This window comes from Rhodanobacter sp. UC4451_H18, from assembly GCF_052978225.1.
Map to the genome: position 1 here is coordinate 1,571,726 of NZ_CM129663.1, position 13,574 is coordinate 1,585,299.

A 13,574-nucleotide genomic window follows, 5' to 3' on the forward strand; every position below is an offset into this window, starting at 1 on the left:
CAATGGCCGGGCTCCGCTCCTCATCGCCAACCACCCCGGCCGCCGGCCGACCTGCGAGTCGTGAGCCGGCGGGCTACCCGGACCGTCGTCTCGGCAAGGCCCTGCCGCCCACTCCGTCGTCAATGACGGTTGACAGCCGCGCGATTTCGAATAAGCTAGTAATTACTTACTCACTTACGGCGAACCCGTCACCATGGACATCCAGCGCAAACATCTGCCCGCGGAGGAGCGCCGCGCAGTCACCGTCGAGGCGGTCATCAAGCTGGCGGCGGAGCAAAATCCCAGCGAGATCACCACCGCAGCGATCGCCAGCTCGATGAAGCTGACCCAAGGCGCACTGTTCCGCCACTTCCCGAGCAAGGACGCGATCTGGCAGGCGGTGATGGAATGGGTGGCCGACCACCTGCTGGCGCGGATCGAGCGCGCCGCGCGCAATGCCGCCAGCCCGTTGGCCGCGTTGGAAGCGATGTTCATGGCGCACATTGCCTTCGTCGCCGAACACCCGGGCGTGCCGCGCATGATGTTCGGCGAACTGCAGCGGGCCGAAGGCACGGCCGCCAAGCAGATGGTGCAGACCCTGATCCGCCGCTACGGCGAGCGTTTGCGCACCCTGATCGAAGACGGCAAGGCGGCCGGCGAACTGGATCCGCAGCTGGATCCGGCTGCGGCGGCCACGCTGTTCATCGGCAGCATCCAGGGCCTGGTGATGCAGGCCCTGCTGGCCGGCGACACCCGCCGCATGCGCAAGCAAGCGGCGGGCGCATTTGCGATCTACCGCCGCGGCATCGCGCGCGCCGCCTGAGGCGCTTTCCCTCCCGCACTGGAAGTCCCCCCACGAACCGAGCGCCATGACGATGACCACCCACCCGCGACGCGGCATCTGGACTCGACTGCTTTCCCTGCTCGCCATCGGCTTCGGCCTGCTGACCCTCAGGGAAGGCGGCACCGTGCTGTTTGTTGACGGTGCCGCGCGCGAAGCGGCCGGCCGCTACGTGCCGTTCGTGCTCTGGTTCAATTTCCTGGCCGGCTTCGCCTACGTCATCGCCGGCGTCGGGCTGTGGCGGCGCCGGCGCTGGGCGGCGTGGCTGGCGTCCGCCATCGCGCTGGCGACGGCGCTGGTATTCGTCGCTTTCGGCGTGCATGTGGCCTTGGGCGGTGCCTGGGAACAGCGCACGCCGATCGCCATGGCCCTGCGCACGCTGGTGTGGACCGGTATCGCGGCCATGGCTTGGCGCGCGTCGAACGTCGCGCCGCTGGCACGCACGCACTGAATGCCTTTCTCCCGCGGAAATTCTCTCCATGAAAACTCCGAGCCTTCCCACCGGAAAGACCCGCTGGATCGCCATCGCCGTCGTGGTGATCGCGCTGGGCGGCATCCTGGCGTTCTGGCTGCTGCGCGACCGCGGCAATCCGGATGTGTTGCGCCTGTACGGCAACGTCGACATCCGCGAGGTGGAGCTGGCCTTTCGTCAGTCCGGCCGCCTGACTGACATGGCCTTTGACGAAGGCGACACCATCACCGCCGGCGCCGTCATGGCGCAGCTCGACGCCACGCCTTACCGCGAGAAGCTGGCGGCGGCCGAAGCCGAACTCCAGGCCGCGCAGGCCCAACTGGACAAGCTGCATCGCGGCAACCGACCGCAGGAAATCGCCCAAGTGCGCGAGCAGGTGCGCCAGGCGCAGGCCAGCGCCACCGAGGCCGAGCGCAACTTCAAGCGCCAGCGCACCTTGCTCGAATCGGGCGCCAGCAGCCAGCGCGCCGCCGACGCCGCGCGCGCCACCCGCGACCAGTCCGCCGCCAAGCTGGCCGCCGCGCAGGCGGCGCTGGCGCTGGCCAGCGCCGGCTTCCGCAGCGAGGACATCGCCGCCGGCAAGGCGCGCGTGGCCGCGGCCGCCGCCGCCCTGAGCCAGGCGCGCACCGCGGTGGCCGATGCGACGCTGATCGCGCCCAGCAACGGCATCGTGATCGCCCGCGTGCGCGAACCGGGCAGCATGGTGGCCAGCGGCATGCCGGTGTACAGCCTGAGCCTGCGCGACCCGGTGTACCTGCGCGCGTATGTCGGCGAGGCGGACCTGGGCCGCATCGCATCGGGCACAAAAGTGCGCGTGCACACCGATTCCTCGGCGACCGTCTATCACGGCCAGATCGGCTTCATCTCGCCGCGCGCGGAATTCACCCCAAAGACGGTGGAGACCGCCGACCTGCGCACCGACCTGGTCTACCGCCTGCGCGTGGTGGTGTCCGACGCCGACGAAGGTCTGCGCCAGGGCATGCCGGTGACGCTCGACGTCGACACCGCCGGCACGCCCGCGCGGAGGCACTGAGATGGGCGCGCAGTCGGCCAGCGATGCATCGCGCCAGCACGGCCAGCACGACGCCGCGGTGGTGATCGAGAACCTCGCCAAGCACTTCGGCAAGGTGCAGGCGCTGCGCGGGCTCAGCGCCAGCATCCGCTACGGTCGGCTCACCGGCCTGGTCGGTCCCGACGGTGCCGGCAAGACCACGTTGATGCGGATCATGACCGGGCTGCTGGTCCCCGACGCCGGCAGCGTCACCCTGGCCGGTTTCGACGTGGTCAAGGACAACGACGCCATCCACGTCGCCAGCGGCTACATGCCGCAGCGCTTCGGCCTGTACGAAGACCTGACCGTGATGGAGAACATGCGCCTCTATGCGCGCCTGCGCGGCATGGACGCAGAGCACAACACCGAGCTGTTCGACGAGCTGCTCGAATTCACCCGGCTGGGGCCCTTCACCGCGCGCCTGGCCGGCAAGCTTTCCGGCGGCATGAAACAAAAACTCGGCCTGGCCTGCGCGCTGATGGCGCGGCCCAAGGTGCTGCTGCTGGACGAGCCCGGCGTGGGCGTCGATCCGGTCAGCCGGCAGGACCTGTGGCGCATGGTGCAGGCGCTGACCGACGAGGGCATGGCGGTGGTCTGGTCCACCGCCTATCTGGACGAGGCCGAGCGCTGCCAGAGCGTGCTGCTGCTGAACCAGGGCCAGCTCCTGTTCGACGGGCCGCCGCAGGAACTGACCGCGCAGCTCGAAGGCCGCAGCTTCCGCCTCGAGAACGTCGGCGCCGAGCGCCGCGCGGTGCTGACCGAGGCGCTGGACCTGCCAAGCGTGAGCGACGGCGTGATCCAGGGCGCCGGCGTGCGCGTGGTGCTGCGCGCGGGCGCGGACGCGCAGCAGGTGCAGGCGCTGGCCGCGCGCTCGCGGGTGGAGCTGGCGGCGGTGCCGGCGCGCTTCGAGGACGCCTTCATCGACCTGCTCGGCGGCGGCCCCGGCGGCACCTCGACGCTGGCCGAGCGGTTGCCGCCGGTCGAACTGGGCTCGGATATCGCCGTGTCCTGCCGGCATCTCACCAAGCGCTTCGGTGCCTTCACCGCCACCGACGACGTCAGCTTCGAGGTGCGCAAGGGCGAGATCTTCGGCCTGCTCGGTCCCAACGGCGCCGGCAAATCGACCACCTTCAAGATGCTGTGCGGCCTGCTCAAGCCGAGCGCGGGCGAGGCGCATGTGGTGGGCCTGGACCTGCGCCGCGCCACCGGTGCGGCCAAGAGCCGCCTCGGCTACATGGCGCAGAAGTTCTCGCTCTACGGCCTGCTCTCGGTGCGCCAGAACCTGGAGTTCTCCGCCGGCGTGTATCAGCTGGAAGGCGACACGCGCCGCCAGCGCATCGAGGAAATGATCGCCACCTTCGACCTCGGCGACTGGCTCTCGGCCACGCCCGACTCGCTGCCGCTGGGGCACAAACAGCGCCTGGCGCTGGCCTGCTCGCTGATGCACCGCCCGCCGGTGCTGTTCCTGGACGAGCCCACCTCGGGCGTGGACCCGATCACCCGGCGCGAGTTCTGGACCCACATCAACGGGCTGGCGCGCAAGGGCGTGACCATCATGGTCACCACCCACTTCATGGACGAGGCCGAATACTGCGACCGCGTGGCCATGCTCTCGCGCGCGCGGCTGATCGCGCTGGACACGCCCGACGCGCTCAAGCGCATGGCCGCCAGCGCGCAGCAGCCGGACCCGACCATGGAGGATGCCTTCATCCACCTGGTGGAATCCGCCGACCGCGACACGGAGGCCGCCGCATGAACGCCGCCACGCGCACGCCCGGCGATGGCGCGCTGCCGGCCGGCTCGCGGCGGTTCGACCGGCGGCGGCTGATGGCGCTGGTGGTCAAGGAAAGCCATCAGGCCCTGCGCGATCCCTCGACGTTGCTGATCGCGTTCGTGCTGCCGGTGGTGCTGCTGTTGCTGTTCGCCTATGCGGTGTCGCTGGACGCCAAGCAGGTGCGCGTCGGCGTGGTGCTGGAATCCTCCGGCGCCTCGGCGCAGTCGCTGGCTGCCGCGTTTGCCGGCACCCGCTTCCTCGACGCGCACTTCGCGCAGGACCGGCGCGAGGTGGCCGGGCAGCTGGTTTCCGGCGCGCTGCGCGGCTACGTGGTGATCCCGCCGGATTTCGAGCAGCGCCTGGCCCGGCGCGGCCGCGAACCGCTGGTGCAGATCGTCACCGACGGCTCCTACCCCAATACCGCCAACTACGTGGAGAACTACGCCCGCGGCGTGGTGCAGTCCTGGCGCGCCGGGCGATCGGCCGCGCCGGGGCCGACCATCGCGCTGGAGCCGCGCTACTGGTTCAACCCGGAGCTGGAAAGCCGCCGCGCGCTGATCCCCGGCGCCATCGCCATCATCATGACCATCATCGGCACCATGCTCACCGCACTGGTGGTGGCGCGCGAATGGGAGCGTGGCACGATGGAGGCGGTGCTGTCCACGCCCGCCTCGGTGGCCGAGATCCTGATCGGCAAGCTGCTGCCCTACTTCGTGCTCGGCATGCTGTCCACGCTGGGCGCCGCGGCACTGGCGGTATTCGTGTTCGGTGTGCCATTGCGCGGTTCATTGGCGGCCTTGCTGCTGCTGTCGGCGGTGTTCATGGTGCCGGCGCTGGGCCAGGGCCTGCTGATCTCCTCGCTGGCGCGCAACCAGTTCCTGGCAGCGCAGATTGCATTGTTCACCGGCTTCCTGCCGGCCTTCATGCTGTCAGGCTTTTTGTACGAGATCGACGCCATGCCGGCGCCGATCCGCACCATGACGCGGCTGATCCCGGCGCGCTATTTCGTCGAATCGCTGAAGACGGTGTTCCTGGCCGGGGACATCTGGGCGGTGTTCGTGCCCAACCTGCTGGCGATGACCGCCATCGGCGCGGTGTTCTTCCTCCTGGCCAAGCGCGCCACGCGCAAGAACCTGGAGTAGCGACATGTCCAACGCCATCCTCAGTTTCACCCGCTTGCGGGCGCAGTTCGTCAAGGAGGTCCTGAGCATCCTGCGCGACCCGCGCAGCCGCATGGTGGTGTTCGTGCCGCCGATCCTGCAGCTGCTGGTGTTCGCCTTCGCCGCCACGCTGGAAGTGCGCAACGTCGATATCGCCGTATACAACCAGGACGCCGGCCGCTGGTCGCTCGAGCTGATGCAGCGCCTGGACAGCGCGCGCTTCATCAGCCACGTCCGGCGCGTGGACAGCCAGCGCCAGCTGCACGATCTGATCGATCGCGGCGAGGTCATCGCGGCGCTGGCCATCCCGGCGGATTTCTCGCGCACGATCGCCGCCGGCGGCGGCGGCCGCGCGCAGGTGCTGGTCGATGGCCGGCGCAGCAACTCCGGCCAGATCACGGTGGCCTATCTGTCGACCATCGCCGCCGAGGTCGGCGCCGCGGTGGTGCCCGACGCGCAGGCGCCGAAGCCGGTGGTCGTGCGCCACTGGTTCAACCCGAACCTGGTCTACCGCTGGTTCATCGTGCCCGGCCTGACCGGCATCCTGGCGCTGTTCAGCGCGCTGCTGATCACCTCGCTGTCGATCGCCCGCGAACGCGAGCTGGGCACCTTCGACCAGCTGCTGGTGTCGCCCACCTCGACGCCGGAAATCATCATTTCCAAATCGCTGCCGGCGCTGGCGATCGGCACCTTGCTCGGCCTATTCATGATCGGCGCCGGCGTGTTCGTGTTCGGCATTCCCTTTACCGGCTCGTTCGCCCTGCTGCTGGCCAGCCTGGTGCTGTTCATCCTGTCGGTGGTCGGCATCGGCCTGATGATTTCCGCGGTCAGTGCGACCCAGCAGCAGGCCATCCTCGGCGCCTTCGCCATCGGCGTGCCGGCAGTGCTGATGTCGGGCTTCGCCACGCCGGTGGAGAACATGCCGACGGTGCTGCAATGGCTGGCGCAGGCGATCCCGCTTACCCACTTCCTGGTCATCGTCGAAGGCAGCTTCCTCAAGGCGATGCCGGCGGCGGACATCCTCGCCAATGCCTGGCCGCTGGCGCTGATCGCGCTGGCGACGCTGACCCTGGCCACGCTGCTGGTGCGCAGCCGCCTGCAATGACCGGCCCTCAAGCCATGCATGAAGGAGTTGCCATGACCCGCTCATCGAATCGCTGCCACGGTGCGCCACGCGCAGCGGCCGTCGCGCTGGGCACGCTGCTGCTCGGCGCCTGCGCGGCCGGCCCCGACTACCGCGGGCCGCCGAAGGTCGACACCGGTAGCGGCTGGACGCAGCCGGTGGCCGCACAGGCGCCGGCAGATCTCTCGACCTGGTGGACCACGCTGGGCGACCCGACCCTGGACCGGCTGGTCGCCACCGCGCTGGCGGACAATCTGGACGTGCGCCAGGCGCAGGCACGCATCGCCGAGGAGCGGGCCTTGCGCGACCGCGCCGCCGGCGGCTACGCGCCTTCGGTCGGCGTCGGCGGCAGCGTCACCCGGCGCCGGCAGAGCGAGAACGGCCCACTGCCGATCGGCGCCATTCCCGGGCTGGCGCGGGACCAGACCATCTACGACGCCGGTTTCGACGCCGGCTGGGAAATCGACCTGTTCGGCGCCACCCGCCGCGCCGTGCAAGGTGCCGAGGCGCGCATGCAAGCCGCGCAGGAGGACGCCGTCGGCGTGCGCGTCAGCATCGCCGCCGAAGTGGCGCGCAGCTACCTCGGTCTGCGCGGCGCGCAACGCGAGCTGGCCGCGCGCGAAGCCTCGGTGCGCTCGCTCGCGCACACGGCCGAGCTGGTCGGCCAGCGCCTGCGCGCGGGCGAAGCCGCGCAGGCGGACCTCGATGCCGCGCAAGCGCGCCTGAGCGCCGCCGCCGCCGGCCTGCCCGCGATCCAGGCGCGCGCGCGCGCCGCGGCGCTGGGCCTGGGCGTGCTGCTGGGCGCGCCGCCCGAACGCGAGCTGGCCCTGCTCGACACCACCGCCGCACCGATCACGCTGCTGCCGATCCCGGTCGGCCAGCGCGCCGATATCCTGCGCCGCCGGCCGGACGTGCGTGCGACCGAGCGCCGTCTGGCCGCGCGCAGCGCCGACATCGGCGTGGCCACGGCGGAGCTGTTCCCGAAGCTGTCGATCGGCGCCAGCGGCGGCTTCCAGGCGCTGGACGCGAGCCAGCTGTTCGAATCAACCAGCCAGCGGTTTTCGCTCATGCCGCTGATCTCCTGGCGGGTGTTCGACGGCGGCCGCGTGCGCGCCGAGATCCGCGCCAGCGAGGCGCGCGAACAACAGGCGGCGTTCGCCTACGAAAAGGCCGTGCTGACCGCGCTGGGCGACGCCGAACGCGCGCTGGGCGACTACCGGCTGGGCCTGGACGCGGTGCAGCGCCAGCAGGCCGCCGCGGACGCCGCGCGGCGCAGCTACGCCCATGCGCAGGCGCGCTACGCCGCCGGCGACATCGCGCTGACCGACCTCTTGGCCGAAGAGCGCGTGCTGCACGACGCCGAGGACGGTTATGCGCGCACGCACACCGCCGCCGCGATCGATCTGGTGGCGCTGTTCAAGGCGCTGGGCGGTGGCTGGGATGCCGACGCCGACGATGCACGCGGCCAGGGCTCGACCACGCCATCGTCGCCGGCACCACGCGAGGAGCAGCGCCGTGGATGACAGGCTGCTGCGGCAACGCCCGGACCGCGGTGGCCCGCGCCGGATGGGCGGCGCCCTGCACTGGGTCCTGCGCGCGCCCCTGCTGGTCGCGGCACTGGTCGGCGCACCGCCGTCACTCGCGCAAGCTGCGGATACCGCCACAGACCACCCGGTTGCCACCGCCCAGCGCCAACTGCAGCTGAACCACGGCCAGCGATGGCCGGCCGATACCGCACTGCGCGAAGGCATGCGACGCATCCGCGCCATCGCGCTGTGGATGCAGCACGCGCAGGCCGACGGTTCGCTGTCGACGCGGCAAGCCCGTGCCGTCGCCGCGTCGATCGAGAACAGCGTGGCCGCCATCGTCGACCGCCCTCCCCGCGGCAACGGCATGGACGCCAACCTGCATCTGCTGCTCGGCCGCGTGCTCGCCGCCGACGGCCTGCCGTCACTGCTCGACGCATTGGAACTGTATCCGCGCTATTTCGCCGACCCGGACTGGCAGCCGGTGACGGCCGACGCTTCGCCCGGCCACGGATCGCCCGACAGCACTGGGGAGTCCGCCCGTGCCGCGCAACCTTGACCCTTTGTGCGCAGGCCGCTGGTGCCGGCGCGACTGAACGAATCCGGAGAACCGCTTCGATGCAAATCACTTTTCTCGGCGCCGCCGGCGAAGTCACCGGCTCATGCTTCCTGATCGAGACCTCCAAGGTCCGCTTCCTGGTCGACTGCGGCATGTTCCAGGGTGGACGCGAAGCCGCCCAGCGCAACCGGCAACCGTTCGGGTTCGAACCGTCGGCGCTCGACTTCGTGCTGCTGACCCACGCGCATATCGACCACAGCGGCCTGTTGCCGAAACTGACCCGCGCCGGTTTCCGCGGCGCGATCCACGCCACCGCCGCCACCGCCGACCTGCTGCAGGTGATGCTGCCCGACAGCGCGCACATCCAGGAAACGGAGGCGCTGCGCGCGCAGCGTGGCGCCCGCGGCTCGCGCGAGGCGCAGGCCGCGGCCACGCCGCTGTACACCCTGCGCGATGCCGACGCCTGCCTGCGCCAGGTGCGGCCCCACGGCTACGGGCGCGAGTTGCGCCCGCACGCGGACATCCGCTGCCGCTTCCGCGACGCCGGCCACATCCTGGGCTCGGCGATCATCGAGGTGTGGGTCAGCGAGGGCGAGCGGACCACCAAGCTGGTGTTCAGCGGCGATCTCGGCCAACCGGGGCGCGCGATCCTGCGCGACCCGACGCCAATTGCCGAAGCGGACCTGCTGTTCATCGAATCGACCTACGGCAACCGCCTGCACAAGGATCTTGCCGCCACCCAGGACGAACTGATCGGCGTGGTAGAGCGCACCCTGGCCCGCGGCAACGTGATCGTGCCGGCCTTCGCGGTGGGACGCACCCAGGAAGTGCTGTATCACCTGCATCGGCTGAGCTGCGAAGGCAGGCTGCGCAACCTGCGCATCTTCGTCGATTCGCCGATGGCCACCGCCGCCACCCGGATCACCCGACAGCACCTGGACCTGTTCGACGACAACGCCACCCGCCTCGCCGACTGGCATGCGCTGGGCGAGGATCTGCCGTATCTCAACTTCACCGCCAGCGTGGAGGAATCCATCGCGCTGAACCAGATCCGCTCCGGCGCCATCATCATCTCCGCCAGCGGCATGTGCACCGCCGGCCGCATCAAGCACCACCTGCGGCACAACCTCGGCCGGCCTGAATGCAGCGTGCTAATCACCGGCTTCCAGGCCGAGGGCACGCTGGGCCGGCGGCTGGTGGACGGGGCCAGCCAGGTGCGCATCTTCGGCGAGGAGATCCCGGTGCGCGCCTCGATCCGTACCGTCGGCGGACTGTCCGCGCATGCCGACCGGGACGCGCTGCTGGCCTGGGCCGCCGGCTTCGCGCGCGCGCCGGCGCAGACCTTCGTGGTGCATGGCGAGGAAACGGCGGCCCAGGCGCTGGCCGACGGGCTGCGTGCGCGCGGCGGCTGGAAGGTGACCGTTCCCGCGGCGGGCCAGCAGGTGCAATGGCACGACAGCGGAGTCCCGGCATGAACAACAACGACGAGGGCAAGCGGCGCGAGGAAGCGATCGTGCATGGCGAGGCCTACCGGCTGGCGCAGGAAGACGTCGCGTTTCTCGCCAGCGACGGGCTGCGCGGTGTACGCCTGCAGCTGGAGCTGCTCAAGCCCGAGCTCGCCCTGCATGAACACGCGATCCGTTCCACCGTGGTGGTGCTCGGCAGCGCGCGCACTTGCTCGCCGGAGCAGGCGCAGGCCGAAGTGGTGCAGCTGGCGGCGCGCACGCAAGCCCATCCGGACGAGCCGGAGCTGGCGCGCGAGCTCGCCGCCGCCCGCCGCCGGCTGGCCGGCGCCCGCTACTACGAGGAAGCGCGCCGCTTCGCGGAAATCGTCTCGTACCGTTTCCAGTGCGAGGGGCGCCGCGATTTCGTGGTGGTGACCGGCGGCGGCCCGGGCATCATGGACGCGGCCAACCGCGGCGCCTACGAGGCGGGCGCGCGCTCGATCGGCCTCAACATCACGCTGCCGCGCGAACAGCGGCCCAACAGCTGGATCACCCCGGACCTGGCCTTCCGCTTCCACTATTTCGCCGTGCGCAAGATGCATTTCATGCTGCGCGCGAAGGCGCTGGTCACCTTTCCCGGCGGCTTCGGCACGCTGGACGAACTGTTCGAGGTGCTGACCCTGGTGCAGACCGGCAAGATGCCGCGCCTGCCGATCGTGCTGGTCGGCGGCGCGTTCTGGCGCCGCGCCTGCGACCTCGGGTTCCTGGTCGAACAGGGCATGCTCGACGCCAGCGACGCCGAGCTGGTCAGCGTGGTCGAAAACGCCGAACAGGCCGTGGCGGCGATCCACGCGTTCTACGGCGGCGAACCGCCGGCCTGAGCGCGACCGGTGCCATGCCGATGCCCATCATCCCACCCCGAAGGAGACCGCCCATGCCATGCACGCCACGCACCACCCTGTCCCATGCCGCCGCCGTCGCAGCGCTGGCGCTGCTGGCCGGCAGCCTGCCGCCGCCGGCCCGTGCCGCCGATACGCCGGAGCAGGCCGCGCCAATGGCGCTGACCACGATCATGCGCGAGCTGGGCAAGGACATGCAGGGCGTCACCGACGGCATCGCCCGCGAGGACTGGCCGGCAGTGGCGCAGCGGGCCGTGCGCATCGCCGACCACCCGCAGCCGCCGCTGGGGGAGAAGCTGCGCATCCTGGCCTTCATGGGCAAGGACGCCGGCCACTTCCGCGACTACGACCGCCAGGCCCACGACGCCGCCCAGCAGCTGGCGCAGGCCGCGCAACGGCAGGACGGCAGCGCGGCGATCGCCGCGTTCGCCAACGTGCAGGGTGCCTGCCTGGGCTGCCACCAGCGCTTCCGCAAGCCGTTCCGCGAGCATTTCCACAGCCAGCCCTGAACGATCCGCGGCGGCGCGTTCACACGTAACCGGGCACGTGCGGCGCCGCCGAGGTGGCGGCGCGCGGCAGGCTGAAACCGACCTGCGCGCCGCCCAGCGCGGAGCGCCCGAAGCTCAGCTGGCCGTGATGCAGGCGGGCGATCGCCTGGGCGATCGACAGGCCCAGTCCGCTGCCTTCGCCCACGCTGCCTTCGGGCCGGTGGAAGCGCTCGCCCAGCCGCGCGATGTCGTCCGCGGCGAAACCGGCGCCGTTGTCGTTGACCTCCAGGCTCACCTGCTCGTCGCGGCCGCCGACGCGCACGTTCACCTGGCCGTGCTCGGGCGCGTGGCGCAACGCGTTGTCGAGCAGGTTCTGCACCAGGATGTCGAGCAGGCTGCGGCTGCCCAGCACGAAATCGTTGCCGTCGTGGTCCAGCGACAGTTCGATGGAACGCGCCGCCGCGCGCTCGCTGGCGTCACGCAAGGCCGCTTCGGCGACGCTGACCAGACGCAGCGGGCCGGCGTCATCCAGCTCGGCCAGTTTCTCGACCCGCGCCAGCAGCAGCAACTGAGCCACCAGCCGCTGCATGCGATCCAGCGCCTCCTGCGCGCGCTGCAGGTGCCGCGTGCGCGCCCGCACATCGTCGCCGCGCCCGGCCAGGTCCAGTTCCAGCCGCAGCGCCGCCAGCGGGTGGCGCAGTTCGTGCGCGGCATCGGCGGTGAAGCGGCGCTCGTGTTCCAGGCTTAGCCGCAGGCGATCGACCAGCTTGTCGATCGCCTCGGTGAAGGGCGCCAGCTCGATCGGCACCCGCGCGTCGGTGAGCGAGGCGGCGCCCGGATCGGCGCCGGCGGACAGGCCGCGCGCCAGCTGGCGCAGCGGTTTCAGCCCGCTGCGCAAACCGGCGAACACGATCGGCGGCACCAGCACCAGCAGCGCGAGCAAGGCCAGCAGCGCCGGCGCCAGCAGCTTGCGCAGCAGCTCGTCGCGCTCGTCCAGCGGCGCGCCGACCTGGACCCAGTACCGATGCTGCGCATCCCAGCGCTGGAATACCCGCCAGCGTCGGTCGTCGTGCACGACCGAATGGAAATGCGCGTCGCCCGGATCGAAACGCAGCAGCGGCAGCTCGGCGCTCTCGACCAGCAGTTCGCCGCGCGCATCGCGCAGCACGATGGCCGGGCGCTGGGCGGTGTCGTCCGAGTCGAGCAGCGGCTTGTCCGGCAGGCGCACCGCGCCGACGCGGGCGACGTCGTCGGGCATCACCGCAAACACGCTGGCGGCGGTGCGCACCAGCATCTGGTCGAAGATCTCATCGACCTCGTGCAGGCTGCGCCAGGCCAACCAGCCGGCGGCGGCGCACCACACCAGCACGATGCCGGCCAGCAGCCGCAGCACCAGCCGCCGGTTGAGCGAGGGGCGGATCACGCGGCGACCCCGCCGGGCGGGTTGATGGCATAGCCGATGCCGCGCAGGGTTCGAATCCAGCCCGGTCCCAGCTTGTGGCGCAGGTGATGGATGTGCACTTCCACCGCGTTGCTGGCCACTTCGCGGTCCCAGCCGTACAGCGCGTCTTCCAGTTGCTCGCGGGAATACGCCCGCCCGGGATGGCGCACCAGCATTTCCAGCAACGCGTACTCGCGGGCGGTCAGCTCCAGCGGCGCGTCGGCAAGCGTGGCGCTGCGCGCGGCCGGGGTGACTTCCAGCGCGCCCACGCGGATCGCCGGCTCGACCTGGCCGTCGGCCCGCCGCAGCAAGGCGCGCAGGCGGGCGGCCAGTTCGTCCAGATGCACCGGCTTGACCACGTAATCGTCGGCGCCGGCATCCAGCCCGGCGACGCGGTCGGCCAGTTCGTCGCGCGCGGTCAGCAGCAGCACCGGGGTGGCGTCCTGGCGGCGGCGCATGCCGGCGATGATCGCCGGGCCGCTGCTGCGCGGCAGGTTCCAGTCCAGCACCGCCGCGGCGTAGCTCGTGTCGGCCAGCGCCGCGGCGGCCTGGTTGCCGTCGGTGATCCAGTCCACCGCATAGCCGAGCTGGCGCAGGCCGTCGGCCAGCGCCTGCCCCAGTGCCCGGTCGTCTTCGGCTAGCAGGATGCGCATGGCCTCATTCTTGTCGCGCGATCGGGCCGCTCACTTGACTTGCAGCAATTGGCGCCGCTTTTTCGCCGGCTGCGGCATCCTGCCCTATGAGCCTGTCGGGCTTTGGCTGGCCGGGCTGCAAATCCGACTGCGCGGTCCATATTTCCGTCGATTCTTGCGCCAT

At 70.9% G+C, this 13,574-nt stretch carries 13 protein-coding genes; 11 read left to right on the forward strand and 2 right to left on the reverse strand.

Going from position 1 to position 13,574, the window contains the following annotated elements; translation table 11 throughout:
- The first annotated feature begins 193 nt into the window (after positions 1-193).
- The 11 genes from ACVCMG_RS07250 to ACVCMG_RS07300 are packed head-to-tail and all read left to right on the forward strand — an operon-like array spanning position 194 to position 11,338.
- Complete coding sequence (locus ACVCMG_RS07250) at positions 194-802, forward strand: TetR/AcrR family transcriptional regulator (RefSeq protein ID WP_136257614.1); 609 nt, start codon at positions 194-196, stop codon at positions 800-802.
- Positions 803-848: 46 nt separating this feature from the next.
- Positions 849-1,271, forward strand: coding sequence for a hypothetical protein (locus tag ACVCMG_RS07255; protein ID WP_136257615.1), 423 nt, complete (start codon positions 849-851; stop codon positions 1,269-1,271).
- A 28-nt stretch (positions 1,272-1,299) separates the two neighbouring features.
- Positions 1,300-2,325, forward strand: coding sequence for a secretion protein HlyD (gene hlyD / locus ACVCMG_RS07260; protein WP_136257616.1), 1,026 nt, complete (start codon positions 1,300-1,302; stop codon positions 2,323-2,325).
- Between the two features lies 1 nt (position 2,326).
- Positions 2,327-4,099, forward strand: a complete 1,773-nt coding sequence (locus ACVCMG_RS07265; RefSeq protein ID WP_136257617.1) for an ATP-binding cassette domain-containing protein — start codon at positions 2,327-2,329, stop codon at positions 4,097-4,099.
- Entirely contained in the window at positions 4,096-5,259 is a 1,164-nt protein-coding gene (locus ACVCMG_RS07270) for an ABC transporter permease (RefSeq protein WP_136257618.1), read from the forward strand. The genes ACVCMG_RS07265 and ACVCMG_RS07270 overlap by 4 nt, the downstream gene beginning before the upstream one ends.
- 4 nt (positions 5,260-5,263) lie before the next feature.
- Entirely contained in the window at positions 5,264-6,382 is a 1,119-nt protein-coding gene (locus ACVCMG_RS07275; RefSeq protein WP_136257619.1) for an ABC transporter permease, read from the forward strand.
- 32 nt (positions 6,383-6,414) lie between these two features.
- The gene (locus ACVCMG_RS07280; RefSeq protein ID WP_136257620.1) at positions 6,415-7,923 is read left to right on the forward strand and encodes an efflux transporter outer membrane subunit; all 1,509 of its coding nucleotides are present in this window, start codon (positions 6,415-6,417) and stop codon (positions 7,921-7,923) included.
- The gene (locus ACVCMG_RS07285) at positions 7,916-8,485 is read left to right on the forward strand and encodes an alpha/beta fold hydrolase (protein ID WP_246031061.1); all 570 of its coding nucleotides are present in this window, start codon (positions 7,916-7,918) and stop codon (positions 8,483-8,485) included. Before ACVCMG_RS07280 ends, ACVCMG_RS07285 begins: the two co-directional genes overlap by 8 nt.
- 59 nt (positions 8,486-8,544) lie before the next feature.
- Positions 8,545-9,960 (forward strand): MBL fold metallo-hydrolase RNA specificity domain-containing protein, encoded by a 1,416-nt coding sequence (locus ACVCMG_RS07290; RefSeq protein WP_136257621.1) that lies wholly within the window; start codon positions 8,545-8,547, stop codon positions 9,958-9,960.
- Positions 9,957-10,811, forward strand: coding sequence for an LOG family protein (locus ACVCMG_RS07295; protein WP_136257622.1), 855 nt, complete (start codon positions 9,957-9,959; stop codon positions 10,809-10,811). The genes ACVCMG_RS07290 and ACVCMG_RS07295 overlap by 4 nt, the downstream gene beginning before the upstream one ends.
- Before the next feature lie 53 nt (positions 10,812-10,864).
- On the forward strand, positions 10,865-11,338 hold the full coding sequence (locus tag ACVCMG_RS07300; RefSeq protein WP_136257623.1) for a cytochrome c: 474 nt from the start codon (positions 10,865-10,867) through the stop codon (positions 11,336-11,338).
- 19 nt (positions 11,339-11,357) lie between these two features.
- Here ACVCMG_RS07300 and ACVCMG_RS07305 read toward each other — a convergent pair whose 3' ends face one another.
- Together ACVCMG_RS07305 and ACVCMG_RS07310 are read right to left on the reverse strand one after the other, a co-directional pair.
- Entirely contained in the window at positions 11,358-12,740 is a 1,383-nt protein-coding gene (locus ACVCMG_RS07305) for an ATP-binding protein (RefSeq protein ID WP_447115243.1), read from the reverse strand.
- Positions 12,737-13,411: a winged helix-turn-helix domain-containing protein gene (locus ACVCMG_RS07310; RefSeq protein ID WP_447105589.1), complete on the reverse strand. Its 675-nt coding sequence runs from the start codon at positions 13,409-13,411 to the stop codon at positions 12,737-12,739. The genes ACVCMG_RS07305 and ACVCMG_RS07310 overlap by 4 nt, the downstream gene beginning before the upstream one ends.
- Positions 13,412-13,574: the final 163 nt, after the last annotated feature.